The organism is Actinomadura sp. NAK00032 (assembly GCF_013364275.1).
In the GTDB taxonomy this organism is placed as follows: Bacteria; Actinomycetota; Actinomycetes; order Streptosporangiales; family Streptosporangiaceae; genus Spirillospora.
In genome coordinates this window covers 6,090,388-6,113,539 of record NZ_CP054932.1, presented here as the reverse complement: position 1 = coordinate 6,113,539, position 23,152 = coordinate 6,090,388, and the positions used below count along the sequence as shown (strand labels likewise).

19 protein-coding genes and 1 pseudogene are annotated in these 23,152 nt (G+C 75.0%); 10 read left to right on the top strand and 10 right to left on the bottom strand.

Annotated elements, in window-relative coordinates; all coding sequences use genetic code 11:
- Positions 1–50 precede the first annotated feature (50 nt).
- Both HUT06_RS28220 and HUT06_RS28215 read left to right on the top strand, forming a co-directional pair.
- Positions 51–911 carry an aldo/keto reductase gene (locus tag HUT06_RS28220; protein WP_176198473.1) on the top strand — a complete coding sequence of 287 codons (861 nt, stop codon included), beginning with the start codon at positions 51–53 and terminating at the stop codon, positions 909–911.
- Between the two features lie 56 nt (positions 912–967).
- A complete protein-coding gene (locus tag HUT06_RS28215; protein WP_368406992.1) occupies positions 968–1,534 on the top strand; it encodes a PadR family transcriptional regulator in 567 nt (188 codons plus the stop codon).
- A gap of 4 nt (positions 1,535–1,538) precedes the next feature.
- Here HUT06_RS28215 and HUT06_RS28210 read toward each other — a convergent pair whose 3' ends face one another.
- Positions 1,539–2,525, bottom strand: a complete 987-nt coding sequence (locus HUT06_RS28210) for a diacylglycerol kinase family protein (RefSeq protein ID WP_176198472.1) — start codon at positions 2,523–2,525, stop codon at positions 1,539–1,541.
- A gap of 174 nt (positions 2,526–2,699) precedes the next feature.
- On the opposite strand from HUT06_RS28210, the gene HUT06_RS28205 reads away from it, so the two are divergent.
- The 5 genes from HUT06_RS28205 to HUT06_RS28185 all read left to right on the top strand — a co-directional run bounded on the left by HUT06_RS28205 (position 2,700) and on the right by HUT06_RS28185 (position 9,390).
- A complete protein-coding gene (locus HUT06_RS28205) occupies positions 2,700–3,698 on the top strand; it encodes an alpha/beta hydrolase family protein (RefSeq protein WP_176198471.1) in 999 nt (332 codons plus the stop codon).
- Positions 3,699–3,718: 20 nt separating this feature from the next.
- A complete protein-coding gene (locus tag HUT06_RS28200) occupies positions 3,719–4,606 on the top strand; it encodes an amidohydrolase family protein (protein ID WP_176198470.1) in 888 nt (295 codons plus the stop codon).
- Between the two features lie 134 nt (positions 4,607–4,740).
- Positions 4,741–5,850 carry a cellulose binding domain-containing protein gene (locus HUT06_RS45320; RefSeq protein WP_176198469.1) on the top strand — a complete coding sequence of 370 codons (1,110 nt, stop codon included), beginning with the start codon at positions 4,741–4,743 and terminating at the stop codon, positions 5,848–5,850.
- A 25-nt stretch (positions 5,851–5,875) separates the two neighbouring features.
- Positions 5,876–7,393, top strand: a complete 1,518-nt coding sequence (locus tag HUT06_RS28190) for a cellulase family glycosylhydrolase (protein WP_176198468.1) — start codon at positions 5,876–5,878, stop codon at positions 7,391–7,393.
- A 2-nt stretch (positions 7,394–7,395) separates the two neighbouring features.
- Complete coding sequence (locus HUT06_RS28185; RefSeq protein WP_176198467.1) at positions 7,396–9,390, top strand: glycoside hydrolase family 44 protein; 1,995 nt, start codon at positions 7,396–7,398, stop codon at positions 9,388–9,390.
- A 25-nt stretch (positions 9,391–9,415) separates the two neighbouring features.
- Here HUT06_RS28185 and HUT06_RS28180 read toward each other — a convergent pair whose 3' ends face one another.
- Genes HUT06_RS28180 through HUT06_RS28170 form a run of 3 tightly spaced genes read right to left on the bottom strand, consistent with a single transcriptional unit; the run spans position 9,416 to position 11,902 of the window.
- Complete coding sequence (locus tag HUT06_RS28180; protein ID WP_176198466.1) at positions 9,416–10,429, bottom strand: cation diffusion facilitator family transporter; 1,014 nt, start codon at positions 10,427–10,429, stop codon at positions 9,416–9,418.
- A complete protein-coding gene (locus tag HUT06_RS28175) occupies positions 10,426–10,827 on the bottom strand; it encodes a helix-turn-helix transcriptional regulator (RefSeq protein WP_176198465.1) in 402 nt (133 codons plus the stop codon). The genes HUT06_RS28180 and HUT06_RS28175 overlap by 4 nt, the downstream gene beginning before the upstream one ends.
- A 25-nt stretch (positions 10,828–10,852) precedes the next feature.
- On the bottom strand, positions 10,853–11,902 hold the full coding sequence (locus HUT06_RS28170) for a DUF6777 domain-containing protein (RefSeq protein ID WP_176198464.1): 1,050 nt from the start codon (positions 11,900–11,902) through the stop codon (positions 10,853–10,855).
- Between HUT06_RS28170 and HUT06_RS44815 the strand changes: the two are divergent.
- Together HUT06_RS44815 and HUT06_RS44810 are read left to right on the top strand one after the other, a co-directional pair.
- Positions 11,881–12,636: pseudogene (locus tag HUT06_RS44815) on the top strand (serine/threonine-protein kinase); the annotation flags it as partial. The gene HUT06_RS28170 and the pseudogene HUT06_RS44815 sit on opposite strands and share 22 nt — an antisense overlap.
- Before the next feature lie 473 nt (positions 12,637–13,109).
- Complete coding sequence (locus HUT06_RS44810; RefSeq protein ID WP_254715859.1) at positions 13,110–13,619, top strand: hypothetical protein; 510 nt, start codon at positions 13,110–13,112, stop codon at positions 13,617–13,619.
- Here HUT06_RS44810 and HUT06_RS28155 read toward each other — a convergent pair.
- The 6 genes from HUT06_RS28155 to HUT06_RS28130 all read right to left on the bottom strand — a co-directional run bounded on the left by HUT06_RS28155 (position 13,608) and on the right by HUT06_RS28130 (position 21,977).
- On the bottom strand, positions 13,608–14,759 hold the full coding sequence (locus HUT06_RS28155) for a VWA domain-containing protein (protein ID WP_176201675.1): 1,152 nt from the start codon (positions 14,757–14,759) through the stop codon (positions 13,608–13,610). The genes HUT06_RS44810 and HUT06_RS28155 overlap by 12 nt on opposite strands.
- 103 nt (positions 14,760–14,862) lie before the next feature.
- Complete coding sequence (locus tag HUT06_RS28150; RefSeq protein WP_254715431.1) at positions 14,863–17,142, bottom strand: DUF5682 family protein; 2,280 nt, start codon at positions 17,140–17,142, stop codon at positions 14,863–14,865.
- Entirely contained in the window at positions 17,139–18,251 is a 1,113-nt protein-coding gene (locus tag HUT06_RS28145) for an AAA family ATPase (RefSeq protein ID WP_176201673.1), read from the bottom strand. The genes HUT06_RS28150 and HUT06_RS28145 overlap by 4 nt, the downstream gene beginning before the upstream one ends.
- 11 nt (positions 18,252–18,262) lie before the next feature.
- Complete coding sequence (locus HUT06_RS28140; protein WP_176198461.1) at positions 18,263–19,891, bottom strand: DUF5691 domain-containing protein; 1,629 nt, start codon at positions 19,889–19,891, stop codon at positions 18,263–18,265.
- On the bottom strand, positions 19,888–21,186 hold the full coding sequence (locus HUT06_RS28135; protein WP_176198460.1) for an SWIM zinc finger family protein: 1,299 nt from the start codon (positions 21,184–21,186) through the stop codon (positions 19,888–19,890). Before HUT06_RS28135 ends, HUT06_RS28140 begins: the two co-directional genes overlap by 4 nt.
- A 65-nt stretch (positions 21,187–21,251) precedes the next feature.
- On the bottom strand, positions 21,252–21,977 hold the full coding sequence (locus tag HUT06_RS28130) for a M50 family metallopeptidase (protein WP_176201672.1): 726 nt from the start codon (positions 21,975–21,977) through the stop codon (positions 21,252–21,254).
- Between the two features lie 190 nt (positions 21,978–22,167).
- On the opposite strand from HUT06_RS28130, the gene HUT06_RS28125 reads away from it, so the two are divergent.
- On the top strand, positions 22,168–23,151 hold the full coding sequence (locus HUT06_RS28125; RefSeq protein ID WP_254715430.1) for a MoxR family ATPase: 984 nt from the start codon (positions 22,168–22,170) through the stop codon (positions 23,149–23,151).
- Position 23,152: the final 1 nt, after the last annotated feature.

Here is a 23,152-nt window from a genome sequence, read left to right as displayed (position 1 = left end):
AAGCTGCCAGCGGCTCGCCGCGCCCCCGCCGGCGCGGCACCGTGGAGGGCATGACGACAGACAACACCTTCGACATCGGCGGCGACCTCCGGGTGAAGCGCATGGGCTTCGGCGCGATGCGGCTGCCCGTCAGCTCCCTCAACGGCCCGCCGAACGACCCCGAGACCGGGCGGAAGATCCTGCGCCGCGCCGTCGAGCTGGGCGCCGACCACATCGACACCGCCGCGTTCTACTACCACCAGGACGGCGCCGCGGCCAACGAGCTGATCCGCGAGGCGCTGAGCCCCTACCCGTCCGGCCTGGTCATCGCCACCAAGGTCGGCCCGTACCGGGGACCGGGCGACCCGTACCCGTCCGGTCAGCTGCCGACGTCCGGGCTGCGCGCCGAGGTCGAGCGGAACCTGCGCGAGCTCGGACGCGACCACCTGGACCTCGTCTACCTCCGGCACGGCGGGATGGAGGAGCCGTCGGACGAGTCGATCGGCGAGCGGTTCGCGGTCCTCGCCGACCTGCGTGAGGAAGGTCTCATCCGGCACCTCGGCCTGAGCCACGTCAGCGCCGCGCAGCTCGCCGAGGCGCGGGAGATCGCCCCGGTCGCCGCGCTCCAGAACCGCTTCGACATCACCCAGCCGGAGGACGCCGAGCTGCTGGAGACCTGCGAGCGCGAGGGCATCGCCTACGCGCCGTACTTCCCGCTCGGCGGCTTCGGCATCCCCGACGACGCCCGCGTCAACGCCGTCGCCGCCGCGCACGGCGCGACCGTCCCGCAGGTGCTCCTCGCGGGCCTGCTGGCCCTGTCGCCGGTGATGCTGGCCATCCCCGGCACCGGCTCACCGGACCACCTGGAGGAGAACATGGCCGCCGCCGGCCTCGTCCTCACCGCCGCGGAACTCGCCGCGTTGCGGAGCTGACCCCCCGGCCCCGCCCGCACCGTCTACCCTGGACGGGTTTTGCCGATCAGGGGGAGATGATGTCGACGACGCGGCTGCTGGTGCTCGGCGGGGTACGGCGGTTCGGGCGGGCGCACGGCTACGAGGTGCGCCGCGAGCTGATGTCGTGGGGCTCGGACGAGTGGGCCCACGTCAACCCCGGCTCGATCTACCACGCGCTGAGGCAGCTCGCCAAGGAGGGCCTGCTGCGCGCCCACGACGTGGAGGAGAGCGAGGCCGGGCCGCCGCACACCGACTACGAGATCACCGACGCCGGCCGGGCGGAGTTCCTGCGGCTGCTGCGCTCGGCCCTCGCCACCGTCGACATCCGCCATCCGGAGATGCTGACGGCCGGGCTCGGGTTCCTCACCGAGCTGCCGCGCGCCGAGGCGGTCGCGCTGCTGCGCCGGCGGCTGGACGGGCTGGCCGGCTGGCGCGCGTCCGTCGCGCCGCATCTGGCCGAGCAGGACCCGGCCGACCACCTGCGCGAGCTGCTCGGCTACTGGGTGCACTCCGCCGAGTCGGCCACGGCGTGGACGCGGGGGCTGATCGAGCGGCTGGAGGCCGGCGCCTACACCATGGCGGGGGAGCCGGCGCGGGGGTAGCCGGTCAGGTGTCGCGGAACTCCTGCGGGACGATCACCCGCAGCGCGTTCCCGCGCAGCCTGATCGAGACCGGGGTGCGGCCGCGGATCTCGCCGTCCACGTCGACCGGCATCGGCGGATCGGTCTCGATCTCGACCCGTGCGGTGGTGAGGAACGCGTCCTCGCTCAGCGACCGCCACTGGCCGGTAAGGACGTGCCGGGCCGTCGCCGACGCCAGCCGCAGCCGCCGCTCGTCGCCGAGCCGGTAGACGGCCAGCAGCCGGTCGTCGGGGCTGGCGTCGCGGGCGATCCGCTGCCCGCTGTGGTGCGCGCCGTTGGCGACGTTCAGCTGGTGCGTCGCCAGCTCGCGGGTCTCGCCGTCGATCGTGACGCGGGCCGTGAACGCCTCGTGCCGGGGCAGCAGCCGCGCGGCCGTCAACGCGTAGGCGGGGCGCCCCACGACCCGCTTGAGCGCGTGCGGGACGTTCTCGGCCACCTGCACCGACAGCCCGAGGCTCACCATGTTCGCGAAGATGTGCTCGCGGTCGGCGCCGGGCCCCGCGCCCTGCGGGTCGCCGGTCGACTCGAACCAGCCGACGTCCACGTCCGCGACCTTGCCCGCGCCGGGCCGGCCGACCGCGAGCGTGCGGACCGCGCCCGGCAGGTCGAGCGGGAGCTCCAGGCTGCGGGCGAAGTTGTTGGTGGTGCCGAGCGGCAGCACGCCGAGCGCGATGTCGCGGTGCGCCAGATGGCCGACCGCCTCGGCGACCGTGCCGTCCCCGCCGCCGACGACCACGAGGTCGGGCTCCAGCGCGAGGACGTCGGCGAACAGCTCGCGCAGCCGGGTCGGGTCGGTGACCGGGAACACGTGCAGGAACTCCACACCGGACTCGCGCAGCAGGCGGCGGGCCGTCCCGTACAGCCGGCGGCCCCGCCGCGACCGGGAGTTGATCACCAGCACCGCGCGCCCGCCGCCCGCGATGGCCGACTCCAGCTCCGCCTTGCTCCGCATCTCGGCGCTCCGCATCTCGACCGGTCGCCCTCCCTCGTCCGCGTCACCCTACAAGGGGCGTGGACCGGAACTTCCGGCCCGACATTTTATAAACCGATTACTCAACGTTGAAACATGCCGCCGAGTGGGGATCCTTACAAGGAAAGCACTTCTGGTTGACCCGGGGCGAAAATCATGCGGCTGCGCGGTGTGGCGGGAGCGGGATTCATCGTTGCGGTCGCCGGGCTCGCGGCGTCCATCGCGGCGGGCGGCGCGGCCCCCTCGGCCGGCCGCGCGGGCGGCGCCGCGGTGGTCGGCGAGCGCCGGCGCCGCCGCCGCGTCCTCGACCTCGCCGTCCGCTCGCCCGTCCTGGACGACGTCGCCCGCGTGCGGCTGCTGCTGCCGCGCGGCTGGTCGCGGGACGCGGCCCGCACCTGGCCGGCGCTGTGGCTGCTGCACGGCGCCGGCGCCGGCCGGGACGGCCACACCGCCTGGAGCGACCACACCGACATCGAGGAGCTGACCGAGGACGCCGGCGTGCTCGTGGTCATGCCCGACGGCGGCCCCTGCGGCAATTACACCGACTGGTGGAATCGCGGAAGCGGCGGCGCGCCGCAATGGGAGACGTTCCATCTCGCCGAACTCCGGCAGATCCTGGAGCGCGGATACCGCGCCGGCCCGGACCGCGCCATCGCCGGGAACGCGATGGGCGGGCTCGGCGCGCTGGCCTACGCGGCCCGGCACCGCGGCCTGTTCCGGGCGGCGGCCTCGTTCAGCGGGCCGCTGCACACCCTGTACCGCGACCCGTCCGGGCTCGACGTCGCCGACCTCGTCGAGCTGGGCGTCGCGATCGGCGCCCCCGGCCTCGACTGGACGGACGTCTGGGGCGACCCCGACGAGCAGCGCGTCGTGTGGCGCCAGCACAACCCCTACGACCTGGCGGGCCGCCTCGCCGGCGTCCGCCTGCACATCAGCGCGGGCGACGGCGACCCCGGCGCTTACGACCCGCGGCCCGGGGCCGGGCCGGACGTGCTGGAGCGCCTCGCCCGCACGGTCGGCGAGGAGTTCGCCGGCAAGCTCGGGAAGCTGGGCATCCCGGTCACGACGCACTTCTACCGGGGCACCCACACCTGGCCGTACTGGCGGCGGGAGCTGCGCCGGGCGCTGCCGGGCCTGCTGGCCGAGCTCGGCTGACCGGCCACTAGGGTCGGGGCGTGGCCGAACCCCGTTCTGACGAAGCCGTCCCCGCGTTCTGGCGGGCGCTCGGGCTGCCCGGCATCATCGACGTCCACGTCCACTTCATGCCGCAGCGGCTGATGAGCGCGGTGTGGGAGTACTTCGACGAGGCCGGGCCGCTGATCGGCACCGAGTGGCCGATCACCTACCGGGAGTCGGAGGAGGAGCGGCTGGCGTTCCTGCGCGGCCTCGGCGTGCGCGCGTTCACCTCGCTGGCCTACCCGCACCGCCCCCGCATGGCCGAGTCGCTGAACGACTGGACCGCGCAGTTCGCCGCCCGCGTCCCCGAATGCATCCAGACCGCCACGTTCTTCCCCGAGCCCGGCGTCGAGGAGTACACGGCCCGCGCCCTTGAGGCGGGCGCCCGGGTCTTCAAGGTCCACCTCCAGGTCGGCGGGTTCGACCCGCGCGCCAAGGAGCTGGACGCGGTGTGGGGGATGCTCGCCGACGCGGGGGTGCCGGCGCTCGTGCACGCCGGGTCCGGTCCCGTCGCGAACGGCTACACCGGCCCCGGCCCGTTCGGGGAGGTCCTGGCCCGCCACCCGGGGCTGACGACGATCGTCGCCCACATGGGCGCCCCCGAGTTCGACGGCTTCTTCGCCCTCGCCGACGCCCACGAGGGCGTCCACCTGGACACGACGATGGTGTTCACCAGCTTCGCCCGGCTGGCCGACTTCCCGGACGCGCTGCTGCCCCGGCTCCGCGAGCTGGGCCTGGCGGGGCGCGTCCTGCTCGGCACCGACTTCCCGAACATCCCGTACCCGTACGCGCACCAGCTGGAGTCGCTGGCCGCGCTCGACCTCGGCGACGACTGGCTGCGCGCGGTCTGCCGGGACGGCGCCGCCCGGCTGTTCGGGCTGCCGTAGCGGGCGGCCCGCGCCCGTTTCACGGCCTTTCACGCCGGACGGCTGGTCATCGCGGACGCGGATCCGCGTTCTTGACAGCGTTCGCGGTGCCCGCGACTTTGGGAGCGCTCCCACACGTCGAATGAGGTTCCGCCATGAGAGCGCGTCTGAAGAGCTGTGCCGTCCTTGCCGCGGCCCTGCTGGCGATCCCCCTGTACTACGTGGCCCCCGCGTCCGCCGCGACGCAGCTGTGCGTCGCCACCGACACCACCCCGGTCGGCGGCGGCGCGTACATCGCGCAGAACAACATCTGGGGTGCCGACACCCCGCAGTGCATCACCGTGGACGGGACGTCCTTCACCGTCGACTCGGCCGGGCACAACAACGCCACCAACGGCGCCCCGGCCGCGTACCCGTCCTTCTTCAAGGGCTGCCACTGGGGCCAGTGCACCTCCGACAGCGGCCTGCCCGTGCAGGTCGGCGGCATGCCGGCCGTCACCAGCGACTGGAGCACGACGCAGCCGTCCTCGGGCTCCTACAACGTCTCCTACGACCTCTGGTACGACAGCCACCCGAGCACCGAGACCGACCCGGACGGCGCCGAGGTCATGATCTGGCTCAACCACCGCGGCGGCGTCCAGCCGGCCGGGTCCCGGGTCGCGAGCGGCGTCCAGATCTCCGGCGCCACCTGGGACGTCTGGTACAGCCGGATGAACTGGAACTACATCGCCTTCGTCCGGACCTCCGGCACCACGTCGGTCGACGACCTCGACCTGCGGGCGTTCACGGCGGACGCGGTGTCGCGCGGCTACATCGACAACGCCTGGTACCTCATCGGCGTCGAGGCCGGGTTCGAGCTGTGGCAGGGCGGAGCGGGCCTCGCGACGAACTCCTTCGGCGTCGAGGTCGGCGGCCCCACCACGCCGCCCACCACCGACCCGCCCACCACGCCTCCGCCGTCCTCGGACGGGTGCTCGGCCGCCCTGCGCACCGACAACGCCTGGAACAGCGGGTTCACCGCCACGGTGACCGTGACCAACGACGGGGACGCGCCGCTGTCCGGCTGGTCGGCGGACTGGACGTTCTCCGGTGACCAGCGCGTCGTCAACGGCTGGAACGCCACCGTGACGCAGAGCGGGTCGTCCGTCCACGCCGTCAACGCGAACTACAACGGCGCCGTGCCCGCGCACGGCTCCACCAGCTTCGGCTTCCAGGGCACCGGGTCCGCGCCCGGCGCCCCGGCCATCACCTGCACGGCCCGCTGACGGACCGGGAAGAGGAGAACGACTCATGACCGGATCCTCCACGGCCAAGCGCGCCCTCCTGATCGCCATGGCCGCGCTGCTGGCGCTGGTGTTCGTCCCCGCCGCACCGGGCACGGCCCATGCCGCCGGCACCGGCTACTGGCACACCAGCGGACGGCAGCTGCTCGACTCCAACGGGCAGCAGGTGCGGATGACGGGCATCAACTGGTTCGGCGCCGAGACGTCGAACTTCTCCCCGCACGGGCTCTGGACGCGCGGCTACAAGGACATGCTCGACCAGATCAAGAGCCTGAAGTACAACACGCTGCGGCTGCCCTACACCAACCAGCTGTTCGACTCCGGCAGCGCGCCCAACAGCATCGACTACTCCAAGAACCCCGACCTCCAGGGCCTGACCGGGCTGCAGATCCTCGACAGGATCGTCGACTACGCCGGGCGGATCGGGCTCAAGGTCGTCCTCGACCGGCACCGCCCCGACGCCGGCGGCCAGTCCGCGCTCTGGTACACCGACGCCTACCCCGAGTCGCGGTGGATCTCCGACTGGGAGATGCTCGCCCGGCACTACGCGGGCAACACCACGGTCATCGGCGCCGACCTGCACAACGAGCCGCACGCCCCGGCGTGCTGGGGCTGCGGCGACCAGAGCAGGGACTGGCGGCTCGCGGCCGAGCGGGCCGGGAACGCGATCCTCGCCGTCAACTCCAACTGGCTGATCATCGTCGAGGGCGTGGACGGCTACGACGGCGACAACTACTGGTGGGGCGGCAACCTCCAGGGCGCCGCGCAGTACCCGGTGCGGCTGGACGTCCCGAACCGGCTCGTCTACTCCGCGCACGACTACGCCACGTCCGTCTACCCGCAGCCGTGGTTCGACGACCCCGCCTTCCCGTCCAACATGGCGGCGATCTGGGACAAGAACTGGGGCCACCTCTACAAGAACAACGTGGCGCCCGTGCTGCTCGGCGAGTTCGGGACGACCCTCACCGACGCGCGCGACCAGACCTGGCTGCGCACGCTGATGGCCTACCTCGGCACGGGCGCGAGCGGGATGTCCTTCACCTTCTGGTCGTGGAACCCCAACTCGGGCGACACCGGCGGCATCCTCAACGGGGACTGGACGACCGTCAACACCGCCAAGCAGTCCTACCTCGACCCGTACCTGCTCGGCGCCTTCGACTCGGGCGGCGGCGACCCCGGCGATCCGGGCGACCCCGGTGACCCGCCGGGCGTCTCCTGCGAGGTCGCGTACCAGGTGCAGAACAGCTGGCAGGGCGGGTTCACGGCACAGGTCACCATCACCAACACAGGCTCGGAGGCGCTGAACGGCTGGACGCTCGGCTTCGCCTTCCCCGGCGACCAGAGGATCAGCCAGGGGTGGAGCGCGACCTGGTCCCAGTCCGGGGTCGACGTGACCGCGAAGAGCATGGACTGGAACGGCGCGCTCGCGGCCGGCGCGTCCATCACGGCCGGGTTCCAGGCGACGGGATCGGCGGCCGGCGCGCCCGCCGCGTTCGACCTCAACGACCAGCCCTGCGAGGCCTGACCATGGCGGCCAAGAGCAGGGCGCTGCTGGCGGGCGTCCTCGCGGCGGCGCTGCTGCCGTGGGCGGCGCCCACCGCGCGGGCGGCGGACGGACCGGCGCTGACCGTCGACCCGGCGGCGTCCCGCCACGCGATCAGCCCCGACGTCTACGGGATGAACTTCGCCGACGAGGCGCTGGCGAAGGAGCTGAGGCTCCCCGTGCGGCGGTGGGGCGGCAACGCGACCACCCGCTACAACTACCTCTACGACGAGACGAACCGGGGCTCGGACTGGTACTTCGAGAACGTCCCCGGCCCGGCCCCCGACCCGGCGGCGCTGCCGGACGGCTCCGAGACCGACCAGTTCACCGAGCAGGACCGCAGGACCGGCACCGGCACGATCCTGACCGTCCCGCTGATCGGCTGGACGCCGAAGGCCCGCGACTACACCTGCGGCTTCGGCATCGCGAAGTACGGGCCGCAGCAGGGCGCCGACACCCAGTGGCGCCCGGACTGCGGCAACGGCGTCAGACCGGACGGCACCAACGTCACCGGCAACGACCCGGCGGACACCAGCGTCCCCGCCGGGCCGGAGTACATCACCGACTGGCTGGCGCACCTGACCGGCAAGTACGGCCTGGCGAAGGACGGCGGCGTCCGGTTCTACAACCTCGACAACGAACCCGACCTCTGGCACGCGACCCACCGGGACGTCCACCCCGAGGGCGCGGGCTACGACGAGATGCGCGACCAGACGTACGCGATCGCGGCCGCCGTGAAGGCCGCCGATCCGGGCGCGAAGACGCTCGGCCCGGTCGGCTGGGGCTTCCAGTCGCTGACGATGTCGGGTCTCGACAAGCAGACGTGCGACCGCGAGGGCGGCGACTGCTGGTCGAACCCGCCGGACCGGGCCGCGCACGGCGGCGTGCCCTTCGCCGCCTGGTACCTCCGGCAGATGAAGGCGTACGAGCAGGAGCACGGCACGCGCGTCCTCGACTACTTCGATGAGCACCTCTACCCGCAGCAGAGCGGGGTCGCGCTCGGCGAGGCCGGCGACGCGGCCACCCAGGAGCTCCGGCTGCGCTCCACCCGCCAGCTCTGGGATCCCACGTACACCGACGAGAGCTGGATCGACCAGCCGATCGAGTTCATCCCGCGCATGCGCCGGCTGGTGGAGGAGAACTACCCCGGCACCAAGCTCGCGATCACCGAGTACAACTGGGGCGCCCTCGGCCACCTCAACGGCGCGGTCGCGCAGGCCGACGTCCTCGGGATCTTCGGGCGGGAGGGCCTGGACCTCGCCACGCTGTGGGCGCCGCCGGGCGCGTCCGACCCGGGCGCCTACGCCTTCCGCATGTACCGGAACTACGACGGCGCCGGGGCGTCCTTCGGCGACACGTCGGTCGCCGCGGCGAGCGCCGACCAGGGCGCGCTGGCCGTGTACGCGGCGGAGCGCTCGTCCGACAAGGCGCTCACGCTGATGATCGTCAACAAGTCGCTCACCGACGACCTGACCAGCACCGTCTCGATCACCGGGCGGTCGGGCACGGCGGCCGGGCACGTCTACCGCTACGGCGCGGACGACCTGGCGTCGATCGTCCGCGAGCCGGACGTGGCGCTCGGCCCGGACGGGTTCACCTCGACGTTCCCCGCGTCCTCGATCACGCTCGTCGAGATCCCGGCGGACGCCGGGCCGCCCGCCTCGGCCTGCAAGGTCGGTTACAAGGTGCTGAGCCAGTGGGGGAGCGGGTTCACGGCGGAGGTCACCGTCGCCAACACCGGCACCTCGCCCGTCTCCGGGTGGACGCTCGGGTTCGCGTTCGCCGCCGACCAGCGCGTCACGCACGGCTGGAGCGCGGCCTGGGCGCAGGACGGCGCGGACGTCACCGCGCGCGACCTGTCCTGGAACGCCGCGATCCGGCCGGGACGCTCGGTCGTGATCGGCTTCAACGGGTCGAGCGGCGGGACGAACCCGCCGCCCGCGTCCTTCACCCTGAACGGCACGCCCTGCCGTCAGTGATCACAAGGCGCCCCGTGATCAGGGGTCAATGATCACAGGGCGCGCTGCCCGCGTGATCGTGGGGCCCGCCGGCCTCCGCCACATGGCGGGGGCCGTGCGCGTCCTCGCAGTGCACGTGCGCGCCGCCCGCCCGCTCGGCGACGTGGTCGACCTCCAGCGTCGTGTGCGTGATCCCGTACGCGTCGCGCAGCAACTCCTGGAGGTCGCGGCGGACGGCGTGGCAGTCGCCCTGCGTGTCGACGAGCACGTGCGCCGACAGCGCCGGGTAGCCGGAGCTGACCTCCCACACGTGCAGGTCGTGGACCTCCTCCACGCAGGGGCGGCGGGCCAGCCGGGCGCCGAGCTCGGACGGGTCGAGGCCCGCCGGCGCGGCCTCCATGAGCACCCGGCCGGCGTCCCGCAGCAGCCCGTACCCGGCCTTGACCATCAGCGCCGCCACCACCAGCGAGGCGACCGCGTCGGCGCGGGCCAGGCCGGCCGTCCACACCAGCAGGCCGGCGATCGCCGTGGCGATGAACGCGAACAGGTCGTTGAGGATGTGCTGGAACGCGCCCTCGACGTTCAGGCTGCTCCGGTCGGCCCGGCTGATCAGGAAGGTCGCGGCGACGTTGACGGCGATGCCGGCGAGGGCCGTCCAGAACACGAACTGGCCCTCGACGTCGGGCGGCTCGATCAGCCGGCGGACGCCCTCGTAGCTGAAGTAGGCCGCGAGCAGGATCAGCGTCAGCCCGTTGAGCTGCGCGGACAGGATCTCGGCGCGGCGCAGGCCGAAGGTGTAGCCGCCCTTGGGCGGGCGCGCGGCGATGCGCATCGCGACCAGCGCCAGCGCGATCGCGAACGCGTCGGTCATCATGTGCGCGGCGTCGGAGATCAGGGCCAGCGAGCCGGAGATCAGGCCGATCGCCGTCTCGACCGCCATGAAGACGAGGATCAGCGCCAGCGCGCCGCCGAGCAGCCGCCGGTCGGCGCCCGCCGAGATCGCGTGCCCGTGCCCGTGGCCGTGGCCGCCGCTCCCGTCCGCCCTGCCGTGCCCGCTCATGTGCCTTCCTCCCCGTGGCCGATGTGGGTGAGGGCGAGGTCGAGCAGCATCCGGACGTGCGAGTCGTCCAGCCGGTAGTAGGCCATCCGGCCGGCGCGGCGGACCCGGACGACGCGGTTGGCGCGCAGCAGCCGCAGCGCGTGCGAGACCGCGGACTCCGAGTGCCCGCAGGACGCGGCGATGTCGCACACGCACATCTCGCCCCCTTCGAGCAGCGCGATGATCACCCGCAGCCGGCCGGGGTCGGACAGCAGCCCGAACACCTGCGCCAGCTCGGTGATCGTCTCCGTGCCCGGCAGCGCGGCGGTGACGATCGCGACCTTCTCGGGATCGACCACCCGGACGGCGCACGCGTCGGCGGGGCCCGCGGCGGGCGCGACATCTGACTGACTGCTCATATGAGCAAATGTAGCGCATTGCCCGTCAGGAGATCGCGGGGGCCGGCTCCGTGGCCGGCGGGAGCGAGACCGGGTCGCCCGGCCCGTCCCCGTCCGGTGGCTCCGTCCCGATGCCCGTACCCGGGTCGCCGGACGTCACGCCCGCCGACCCCGGAGAGGTTCCGGGCTCGGGCGAGCCGGTGCCGGGCGGCTCGGTGCCCGGCGATTCGAGGCCCGGCGACTGCGTCCCCGGCGACTCGGTGCCGGGCGACTCGACCCCGGGCGAGCGCGGGCCCGAGTCGGACGGCGACGGCGTGCCGCTCGCGGGGACCTCGGTCTCGGTGGGCGGCAGTTCCGCGGGCGGCCCGTCCGCCTCGCCGGCGGTCGCGCGGGGCCGCTCGAACCCCATCGTCGCGCCCGGGTCCACGAGCACGAAGGCGGTGATCGTCCCCTTCCGGGAATCCCGCGGCGCGATCCTGGTGACATTCCGCCGCTCGAATCCCGGCCAGGACCGGCCAGTATAGGACGCGTTCCCGGTGGAGATCTTTTTCTCGGGCGGGGTGAGCGGATTGCCGCAATTGCACTTCACCGCCGGCACCCCGTAGCCATTGACGAGAACGCCCATTCCGGCCTGGAGGACGGCGGGCCCGCTGGTCGCCCTCCCGTTGCCGTAGCCGTGGTTGGTGACGAGCGTGTCGGTGCGCAGCAGCACCGGCGTCAGCCGCGACACATAGCGCGGGATGTCGCTCACCGGGATGCCCTGCACGCCCGCCCACGCCCGTGCCTTGTCGGGGTTGGCCTGCAAGAACTCGATCAGCTTCCGCTGGTCGCAGGTGGACGCCCGCCGCGTCCCGCCGTAGAGGCCGGGGGAGTCGCCGGTCTTCGTGCCGCCCGCCCGCGGCCGCTCCTTGACGCCCGTCTCGTCGGTGCCGGCGACCAGCGTGTAGGGCTCGGGGCCGGGCGATCCGACGGTCAGCCGGGTGATGGCCGCGCCCGCGTCCCCGCAGCCGGCGAGCGCGCCCGCCGCGAGCGCCAGCGCCGCGACCGCCGCCGCGGCCGCCCGCCGCCGGACAAATGGTGAATGGATCTCACGCATGCGTCTACTCCCGCCCCCGGTTCGCCGTACCTATACTCTTCGATGCCGGGCGGAACGGATTTGTGCGCGGCGGAATGCTCCAGTTTTCGCGGGGGTGCGAAATGGCGGGCCCGGAACCACTCGACGCCGCGGACCCGACCCGGCTCGGCGGCTGGGAGCTGCTCGCCCGGCTCGGCGCGGGCGGGCAGGGGTCGGTCTACCTCGGCCGCCCCGTGGACCCGGCGTCCGGGCCGCCGCGCGTCGCAGTGAAGCTGCTGCACGCCCGGCTGCTCGGCGACGCGGACGCGCGGGAGCGGTTCGTCCGCGAGCTGGCGCTGCTCCAGCGGGTCGCCGGGTTCTGCACCGCGCAGATGCTCGCCGCCGACACCGCCGGCGACCGCCCCTACATCGTCAGCGAGTACGTGCCGGGCCCGTCGCTGCGCGCCCTCGTCCTGGCGGAGGGGCCGCGCGCCGGCGCCGGCCTCGACCGGCTCGCGATCAGCTCGGTGACGGCGCTGTCGGCGATCCACCGCGCGAACGTCGCGCACCGCGACCTCAAGCCGCAGAACGTCCTGATGGGCCCGGACGGCCCGCGCGTGATCGACTTCGGCATCGCCCGCGCGTTCGCCGCCGGCGCCACGCTGACCAGCCAGGTCGTCGGCACCCCCGCCTACATGGCGCCCGAGCAGTTCGCCGGCCGGGCCGGGCCCGCCGCCGACCTGTTCGCCTGGGCGGGCACCCTGCTGTTCGCCGCCACCGGCCGCGACCCCTTCGCCGGCGGCCCGCTCCCCGCCGTCATGTACCGGATCCTGCACGAGACACCCGACCTGCGCGCCCTGCCCGCCCCCTCGCCGAGGTCGCCGCCGCCTGCCTGGCCAAGGACCCGGCCGACCGCCCCACCTCCGAGGACGTCCTCCTCTGGCTCCTCGGCACACGCACCACCCACCCCCCGACCAAACCCCTCCCCACCCCCACCGCGTCGCCTGGCATCCCCGCACCGCCAGAAACCACCGCACCACCCGAGCCCGCCCCCCTGCCGGGGTCTGCCGCGCCACCCGAAACCGCCGCGCTCCCGGGTTCTGCCCCGCCATCCGGAACCGCCGCGCTGCCGGGTTCTGCCATGCCACCCGGTTCTGCCGCATCGCCGGGGTCTGCGGCGCCGCCGGGTTCTGCCGCGCTGCCGGGACCTGGTGCGCTGCCGGGTTCTGCCATGCCACCGGGTTCTGGCGTGCTGCCGGAGTCTGCCGGGCTGTCGGGTTCTGGGGCGGTGCCGGGGTCTGCCGCGGTGTCGGAGGCCGGGGCGCCGTGGGGCTTCGACGCGGCCCCGGGGGAGCCGCGGGCGACCGCGACCGCAGGCGGTGGGCGGGTGCGGCTCGGGGCGGCCCTGGGGAGTGGGCTGGTGCTCGCGGGGGTGCTCGCGGCGCTCGACGTCGCCGCGCTGGCGATCCTCATCGCCCGGCCGTCGCTCAGCGAGGGGCACCGGGGCGGGCTGCTGCCCGTGGTGGCGTCGTCGTTCGCGGTCGTCGCCGTGGTCACGCTCGTCGCGGTGATCCTGGCGTGGCGCGGGTCCCGGGCGGCGGCGTGGACGGTGATGGCCGCGCGCGTCGTGCGCGTCGCGATGTGGGGGGCGTGGGGCGCGCTCGTGCAGGTCCAGGCGTCGGCCCTCGCCGGGCACGCGGTGCTGACCGCCGTCGTCGTGGTGCTGCTGGCGCGGGGGCTGTCGCGCTCACCCCGGTGACGCGTGGCGCTCCGCCCACTCCGCGAGGTCGCGGCGCTCGATCGCGGCGGCCATCAGCTCGGGGAACGCGTCCGGGGTGCACGCGAACGCCGGGACGCCCAGCGCCGCCAGCGCCGCCGCGTTCTCGCGGTCGTAGGCGGGCGCGCCCTCGTCCGACAGGGCGAGCAGCACCACCACCTGCACGCCCGCCGCCGTCAGCGCCCCGATCCGGCGCAGCATCTCCTCCCGGACGCCGCCCTCGTACAGGTCGCTGATCAGCACCATGATCGTGTCGGCCGGACGGGCGACGAGGCCCTGGCAGTAGGCGATCGCCCGGTTGATGTCGGTGCCGCCGCCGAGCTGCGTGCCGAACAGCACCTCGACCGGGTCGTGCAGCTGGTCGGTGAGGTCGACCACCGCCGTGTCGAACACGACGAGCGAGGTGCGCAGCGACCGCATCGACGCCAGCACCGCGGCGAACACGCTCGCGTACACCACCGACGCCGCCATCGACCCGCTCTGGTCGACGGCGAGGACCACGTCCCGCTTCACGGCCTGCCGCCGCCGCCCGTACCCGATCAGCCGCTCCGGGACGAGCGTGCCGTGCTCGGGCAGGTAGTGCCGCAGGTTCGCGCGGATCGTCCGCTCCCAGTCGACGTCGGCGAGCCGGCGCGGCCGCAGCACCCGCGCCGACCGGTCGAGCGCGCCGCCGACCGCCGACCGCGTCCGCTGCGCGAGCCGCCGCTCCAGGTCGCGGACGACCGCGCGCACGACGGCCCGCGCCGACTCCCGCGCCCGGTCCGGCATGACCCGGTTCAGCGACAGCAGCGTCCCGACCAGGTGCACGTCGGGTTCGACGGCGTCGAGCATCTCCGGCTCCAGCAGCAGCCGGGTGAGGTCGAGCCGCTCGATCGCGTCCTTCTGCATGACCTGCACGACGCTGGACGGGAAGTACTCGCGGATGTCGCCGAGCCACCGCGCCACCGAGGGCGCCGAGTCGCCGAGGCCGGCGCTGCGCCGCCCGGGCCGCGGCCGGCCCTCGTCGCCACCGCCGCCGTAGAGCTTCTCCAGCGCCCCGTCCATCCGGGCGTCGTCGCCGGTCAGCGACACCCCGGTCCCGTCGGCGCGCTCGCCGCCGAGCACGAGCCGCCACCGCCGCATGCGGTCGTCCGCACCGTCAGCGCTCACGCCGATCCCTCCGTTCTCGCGCTCTCTCCAACACCGGATGCCCGGAAGGGCCGTGGGCCTTGGCCGCGTCCGGGGCTCATGGGGACCTCCAGCCGAGGATCTGGAGGACCGCGCCGGCCGCCGGGGCGGCGCGTGTCTCGTCGATGTCCTCTGCGGCCGGGGGCGGGCGTCCCGTGCCCGGCTCGGCGCGGCGGCGGAGGCGCTCGCCGATGGAGCGGCGCTCGGCGGACGGGTAGGCGCCGAAGGTGCGGCGCAGCAGCGGCAGGACGTCGGTGAAGGAGCCGGCGGGCAGGCCCGCGATCCAGGCGTCCACCAGGCGGAGCAGTTCGTCGTCGTGCAGCAGGAGCAGGGCGCCGCCGGACAGGAAGCCCTCGACCCACGCCGCGGCGCGGTCGGGCGCGGCGCCGGCGGACACGGCCCGCGCCATCCGGTCGGGGACGTCCGGCAGCCGCCCCGCGTCGAGGAGCAGGCGGGTGAGGCGGCCCTCGATGAGGCCGTGCAGCGCGTCCGGGCGGGCGAGCAGCCCCTCCAGGGTGCGGCGCCAGCGTTCGAGGTGGCCCTCGTCGGCGAGCAGCGACAGCGCGCCGTGCACGGCGTCGACATGGGCGAGGAACTCGCGGGCGGCGTCGTCGTCCAGCCCGGTGATCGCGGGCGGGAAGCCGACGCAGACCCGGACGACCAGGCCGTCGACGACCGTGCGGAGCGGGCCGGTGGAGGTGCCGCGGACGTCGCCGTAGCGCAGCGCCCGGACGAGCGCGGGCAGCGCCGCCATCAGGTGCGCGACGTCGGTGTCGACGGCGGCCCGGTCGGCGAGGGCGCGCATCACGGTCGGGAGCGCGTCGCCGAGGTCGGCGAGCAGGCAGCGCTCGGCCACCGACGTCAGGTCGGCGAGCGCGGTGGCGTGCTCGGCGAGCGCCTCGGCGCGGGCGGTGGTCGCGCCGCGCACGGTGGTGCCCCAGGCACTGGCCTCGATCAGTTCGACGTCGAACTCGGGGCGCCAGGCGAGCGTCCACGTCTCGCGGAACGTGCCCTTCGAGCGGCCCGCGTCGGCGGGCACGCCCCAGTCGACGTCCAGCAGGCGGAGGCGGTGCAGCAGCCGGCTGCGCTCCAGGTCGGTGGGCTTGCGCAGGTCGAGGTCGTGCTCGCGGTCCAGCGCCGACGGCTTGAGCCGGAGCCGCCGCTGCTGGGCCTGCAGGTCGCGCTGCAGCGGCACCATCGGGGTCCGCTCCGGGACGGCGCCGAGCCGCTCCCCGACGACCATCCGCCGCTGGATCAGCTCCACGGGCAGGTCGGCGCCCTCGCACAGCACGGCCCGGGTCGCCTCGGTCACCTCCTCCAGCCCGGCGAGGGGGCGGCCGCGCAGCGCGGCGAGGGCCTCGGCGAGCCGGACCGCCTCGATCACGTGCGCGGACGAGACGTGCAGGTCCTCCTCGCGCAGGACGCGGGCGGCGGCGGTCAGCCAGCGCTCGATCGGACGGTCCGGGGCGGCGAACAGGTGGTGGTACCAGCCGGGGGAGCGGACGCCGGCGCCGTAGCCGGAGTGCCCGGCGAGCCGACCGTGCGTCCACGGCACCCAGGTCATCGCGACCTTGGCCTTCGGGAGCCCGCGCAGCGTCCGGTCGTCGTGGGCCGCCGGGACCTTGGCGCGGACGGCGGGCACGTGCCACGCGCCGCAGACCACGGCGACCCGCTCGTGGCCCTCCTTGAGGGTGCGGCGCAGCGTCCGCCGCATGTGCGCCTCGCGCTGCTCCTCGCGCCGCCGGTGCGCGGCGGGCCCGGCGTCCTCGGGCCGCTCGGCGAGCTGGGCGCGCAGCTCCGCCATGGCCTCCGCGATCGCCGGGAAGGGGGACGGGCCGCCGCCGCGGTGCTCGACCACGTCGTCCCACCAGCGCTCGGCGTCGTCGTAGCCGGCCGCCTTCGCCAGCCAGCCGAGCGGGTCGAGCCGGATCCCCTCGGCGGCGGGCTCCGCCGCCCGCCCTTCGTCCTCGTCCGCGTCCTCGTCCTCCGCCGTGGCCGGGACGAGCTGGTTCGCCGCCGGCAGGTCGCAGAACCGGACGGGCACGCCCGCCGCCAGCCCGTACCGGATCGCCTGCCATTCCGGGCTGAACTCCGCGAACGGCCAGAACGCGGCCTTGCGGTCGCCGTCCCCCGTGCCGGGGGCCGGGGCGGGGGAGTAGGCGAGCAGCGCGACCGGCGGCACCATCCCCCCGTCGCCGGCCAGGCCCACGATCGGGTCGGCCTCGGGCGGCCCCTCGATCAGCACCGCGTCCGGCTTGAACTCCTCCAGGGCGCCGCGCAGCGCCCGCGCCGAGCCGGGCCCGTGGTGGCGGATCCCGTAGACCTCGACGTGGCTCAAGAGACCTCCCGGCAGGCGCGGTAGAAGTCCCGCCACTCGGGGCGGTCGCGGACGACGGCCTCCAGGTACTCCTGCCACACGACCCGGTCGGACACCGGGTCCTGCACGACGGCGCCGACGATGCCGCCCGCGACGTCGGCGGCGCGCAGCACCCCGTCGCCGAAGTGCGCGGCGAGCGCGAGGCCGCTGGTGACCACCGAGATGGCCTCGGCGGTGCTGAGCGTCCCGCTCGGCGACTTCAGCTTGGTGCGCCCGTCGGCGGTGACGCCGCCGCGCAGCTCGCGGAACACGGTGACGACGCGGCGGATCTCCTCCAGCCCCGCCGGGGACTCCGGCAGCTCCAGCCCCGCGCCGATCTGGTCGACGCGGCGGGCCACGATGCCGACCTCGTCCTCGACGGACTCCGGCAGCGGCAGCACGACGGTGTTGAACCGGCGGCGCAGCGCGCTGGACAGCTCGTTCACGCCCCGGTCGCGGTCGTTGGCGGTGGCGATCACCGTGAAGCCCCTGCGCGCCTGCACCTCGGTGTTCAGCTCCGGGACCGGCAGCGTCTTCTCCGACAGGACGGTGATCAGGGTGTCCTGGACGTCGGACGGCATCCGGGTCAGCTCCTCGATGCGGGCGACCGCGCCGCGCCGCATCGCCCGCATGAGCGGGCTCTCCACCAGCGCCCGCTCCGACGGGCCCTCGGCGAGCAGCCGCGCGTAGTTCCACCCGTAGCGGATGGCCTCCTCGGCCGTGCCCGCCGTCCCCTGCACGAGCAGCGTCGAGTCGCCGCTGACGGCGGCGGCGAGATGCTCCGACACCCACGTCTTGGCCGTCCCGGGGACGCCGAGCAGCAGCAGCGCCCGGTCGGTCGCGAGCGTCGCCACCGCGACCTCCATGAGCCGGCGCGGCCCGACGTACTTCGGGGAGACCGCCGTCCCGTCGGGCAGCTCGCCGCCGAGCAGGTACGTGGTGACGGCCCACGGCGACAGCCGCCAGCCGGGCGGCCGGGGCCGGTCGTCGTGCTCGGCCAGCCGCGCCAGCTCGCCCGCGTACTCCTGCTCGGCGTGCGGGCGCAGGACGGCGTTCGCGCCGGAGGGGGAACCCTCCGGACCGCCCGGCATCGAATCCTCGGTCAAGGGGTCAGCTCCTTCAGCATCTCGTCGCGGAAGCCCAGGGTGGCGATCAGGTCGGTGACGGCGCGCGGCGCGGCGGCGTCCGGCGCGGTCAGCGGGGCGAGGCGGGGCGCGGCGGCCGGGTCGAGCCGCTGGTCGGCGAGCCGGCACAGCTGGGTGATCAGGTGCTCGTCGCGGCGGGTGGGCCGCTCGGCGGACGCGGTCAGCGTCGCCACCACCGCCGCCGCGAGCGGCCCCGTCCACGGGCCGGGGACCCGTTCGAGGACGCGCAGCAGCTCCGGCCGCCCCGCCACCCAGCGGATCAGGTCGGCCGCCGCGGCGTCGCGCTCGCCCGCGGGCAGGACGGCCAGCAGGTCGGCGAGCGCCTCCGGCTCGTCGACCATGACGCCGCCCTTCAGCAGCGCCCGCGCCCACCCGGCGTCGCGCTGGCCGAGGGCGGCCTTGGCCCACCCGATGTGGACGTCGCGCCCGTCGGACTCGACGTGTTCATTCTGGGGGGACGACCCCCCAGACCCCCCGGCAACCGCCTCGATCTCATTCTGGGGGGACGACCCCCCAGACCCCCCGGCAACCGCCTCGATGGGCAGGCACACGATCTCCATGGGCGGCAGGCCGAACAGCTCCGTCCAGGTGGACAGCGGGGTGCGGGCGAGGATCTCGCGCAGCCACGCGGCCCGCGTGCCCACCGGCCCGCCCCCGCCGCGCGGCGCGAACGACCCGCTGGGGTGGAAGGGGATGCCGTCGCGGGCCATGTCGTCGCCGTGGGCGTGCGGCGGCTCGACCGTGATCCAGGTCTGCCGCCGGCCCCGCACGGTGCGGGTCTCCGGGGCCAGGCAGCCGCGGGCGCGCGCCGCCATCCGCGCCGCGTAGGCGGATCCGGGCAGGCGGGCGAGCAGGTCGGACGCGAGCTGCCGGACGTCCTTGCCCCGGTCTTCGAGGGCGGATTCGAGGAACTCCTCGTCGGCGGGCGACAGCCCGTGCTCGAACGTGGCGAGGAACGCGGCGCGGTCGGGCGCGGGCTCCTTGCTCCACGTCTCGCGCAGCAGCTCCCGCGCGCGCTCCGGCTCGCTGCCGCGCAGCCTGGTCAGGTACGCCGCGCGGCGGTTGCGGGTCCCGGTCTCCCACACCTCGGGGCCGCCGGCGGGATCGTCGCCGGAGCCGACCAGGTAGGCCCAGTCGGTGTTCTGCAGCGCCAGCCACACGCCGCGCCGCCCGCACGCCCGCGCGATGGACGGCCGCAGCATCCGGTCGCTGCGGCCGCGCTCCAGCAGGTCGGGCAGGGCCTGCACCGGGACGCGGAAGCCGTGCGCCGCCGCCGCGTCCAGCCATTCGGGCAGCACCCGCAGCTGCTCCCCGGCGAGGATCCGCCGCAGCCGCGCCGCCGCGGCGGGCGGCACCACCGGGACGTCTTCGACCGGGGCCAACGCGACGGGCTCCGGCGTCGCGCCCTCCGGGCCCGGGCCGGGCGGCATCCACCCGGCCCGCCGCCGGACGGCCAGCAGCGCGGCCTGGTCGAGCAGCCGGCCGGCCCGGTCGCCGGTCTCGGCCGGGGCCTCCGGCAGGGCCGGCGGGTCGCGCCGCTCGGTGCCGAGCAGCGCGGCCGTGACGTGCTCGTTCCACGCGCTCACAGGACCACCGTCCCCTCGTCGTCGTGCCAGGCCGCCAGCGGGCGCAGCCCGCGCGGACTCCACTCGCCGGACAGCGTGACCGGCCCGCCGCCCGACAGCGCGAGCAGCCGCCACGGGTCGCCCATCCGGAGCGGCAGCGCGTCGCCGGCCGCGTCGACCACCGACAGGCCGCCGCCCTCGGCGCGGGCCAGCCGGACCCCGGCCAGCGTCGCGGGCCAGCGGTCCAGCCACGGGTCGAGCGCCAGGGCGGCGGCGTGCTCGCCCAGGAACTCGCGCACGGACGTCCCGCCGGGCGTACCCGGCTCGGCCGCCCCGTACCGGTCGGCGACCAGGGCCCGCAGCGGCTGCGAGCCCGGATAGAAGGCCAGCTCCGCGTCGACCTCCGTGCCCACCACGAGCGAGGCGTCCAGCGACGTGCCCGGCGCCGCGAACGACAGCACCAGCGCGGGGCGGCCCGTCCGGTGGCCGCGCAGCCACACCCGCCGGGTGGTCAGCAGCTCCTGCGCGGTGTCGTGCGACCCGGTCACCGACCACAGGTCGCGGACGCGCTCCCCGCCCGACAGCACCTCCTCCTGCGGCACGGTGAACCCGACCCGGGAGCGGACGGTGTCGCGCAGCCCGGCGGGCAGCTCGTCGCGCCGCCGGTGGGCCTGGACCAGCAGGCGCAGCAGCGCGTACTCCTCCAGCAGCCGGCCCGGCCACCCGGGGCGGCGCGGCAGCGCGGCGAGGCCCCGGACCTGCCCGGCGAGCGCGCCCGCCTGCGCGTCGACGAGCCGCCGCGCCGCGTCGTCCCAGAGCCGGTAGGGCGCCTTCTCGGCCTGCGCGAGCCCGTGCGCGACCTGGTCGCGGAGCCACTGGTCGAGCTCGGCGAGCCCGTCGCCGACGCGGCGCTCCCGCCGCTCGGCGGTCTTCGGGTCCTTGGTCTTGGCCGCCGCGGAGGCCCGCTTCCGCGCCGCCTTGCCGGCCCGCTCTCGCCTGTCCTCGATCCATTCGGCGGCGTAGCCGGGCCGGGGGCCCTCGTCGACCGTGCCGTCGGACCACAGGAGCAGCAGCCCGAGGGCGTGCTTGCAGGGGAACTTGCGGCTGGGGCACGTGCACCGGAACGCGGGCTCGGCCAGGTCGGCGCACGTCCGGTAGACGGACCTGCCGCTGCCCTGGCACTCGCCCCAGACGGCCTCGCCGTCACACCCCGTCGCGGCCCATTTGGCGGGCTTGGCGACACCGCCGGCGGCCTTCGCGGACGACGCGTCCGGCGCCAGGCCGAGCACCTGCTCCCGAGCCCATCGTTCCCTCACACCACCGAAACTATCGGCGCCCTACGACATTGCGCCCGCCCCGCGCCCGCCCCGCCGGCGGCCGGTCAGAAGCCGGGCGGCCGCGGCAGATCGGGGACGGAGACGTCCGGCACGAGCAGCGCGCCGCCGGCGACGAGGGCGAGCAGCGCGGTCGCGCCGAACAGGCTCACCCAGGCCAGGCCGGGCACCCCGGTCAGGTGGGCGAGCTGGTCGGCGTCGGAGCTCGGCGCCATGTGCCGGGCCCGCATCCGCTGCAGCTCGATCACCGGCCGGGTCGCGGCGAGCAGCAGGAACCAGGCGGCCAGGTAGGCGAACCCGGCCTGGACCTCGGAGCTGCCCAGCCACGACACCCCGAGGATGACCGCGCCGGTCGCGACCACCGACAGCGCGCCGTAGGCGTTGCGGATCATCACCAGCATCGCCGCCAGCAGCGCCAGCGAGAACCACAGCATCAGCGTGATCCGGCCCCAGGCGAGCAGCAGCGCGAAGAACAGCCCGAGCAGCGGCGGCGTGACGTACCCGGCCAGCGCCGTGAAGATCATGCCGGGGCCGTGCGGCTTGCCGCGCGACACCGTCACGCCCGAGGTGTCGGAGTGCAGCTTGATGCCGTCCAGCTTGCGGCCGGTGAGCAGCGCGACCAGCGCGTGCCCGCCCTCGTGCGCGATCGTGACGGTGTTGCGGGCGATCCGCCAGGTGGGGCCGTGGAGCACGGCGCCGAGCGCCACGAGGCCGACGAGGCCGACCAGCCAGAGCGGCGGGTCCGGCTGCGACCCCGTCAACCGGTCCCACATGTCGCCGATGCTCACGTCTTCCACGTCCACCTCGGAGTTCGTCGTCGCGATGCCCAACCTTAGGACGCTCGTGACGATGTCCGCGTTCGGTTCGTGTCCGATCGGGGTTGATGTTGGAGATCGCCCCGTCTCCGGCCCGTATTGCCGTTAGGGTGCCGTCCCGTCGGCAGGGACGGGGGTCCAGGGGCGGATGACCGAGAACACGGGGATGGACGCGGACGCGGTGGCCGGGCGGTTCGCCCGGCTGTTCGCCGCGCTGGCGGGCAACGTCGAGCGGGTCGTGCACGGCAAGCGGGACCGGATCGAGCTGGCGCTGATCTGCCTGCTCGCCGAGGGGCACCTGCTCGTCGAGGACGTCCCGGGCGTGGGGAAGACCACCCTCGCGCGGGCGATGGCGGCGTCGGTCGAGGCGAAGTGGACGCGGATCCAGTTCACCCCCGACCTGCTGCCCGGCGACATCACCGGCGTCTCGGTGTTCCACCAGGGCACCGGCGCGTTCGAGTTCCACCCCGGCCCGATCTTCGCCAACCTCGCGGTCGCCGACGAGATCAACCGGGGCTCGCCGAAGACCCAGTCGGCGCTGCTGGAGGTCATGGAGGAGCGCCGGGTCACCGTGGACGGCGTCCCGCACCCGGTGCCGCGCCCGTTCATGGTCATCGCCACCCAGAACCCGGTGGACATGGACGGCACGTACCCGCTGCCGGAGGCGCAGCTCGACCGGTTCCTGATGCGGATCTCGATGGGCTACCCCGACCACCGCGCCGAGGTGGCGCTGCTGGCGGGCGCGCCCGCCGCCGCGGCGCTGGACCGGCTGCCGCCCGTGCTGGGCGGCGAGGACCTCGCCCGCGCCATCGACTTCGCGCAGCGGCTGCACGTCGCGGCGCCGCTGCACGACTACCTGGTGCGGGTCGTCGCCGCCACCCGCGACCATCCCGACCTGCGGCTCGGCGCGAGCCCCCGGGCCGGGCTGGCGCTGCTGCGCGCCGCGCGGGTGCGGGCGGCGGCGGCCGGCCGGTCCTACCTCGTCCCCGAGGACGTCAAGGCGCTCGCCGTGCCGGTCGTCGCGCACCGGCTGCTGGTGACGCCGGACGCGGAGCTGCGCGGGCGGACCGGTGCCGACGTGGTCGGCGAGGTGCTGCAGAACGTGCCCACGCCGCAGGCCGCCGGGGTCTAGC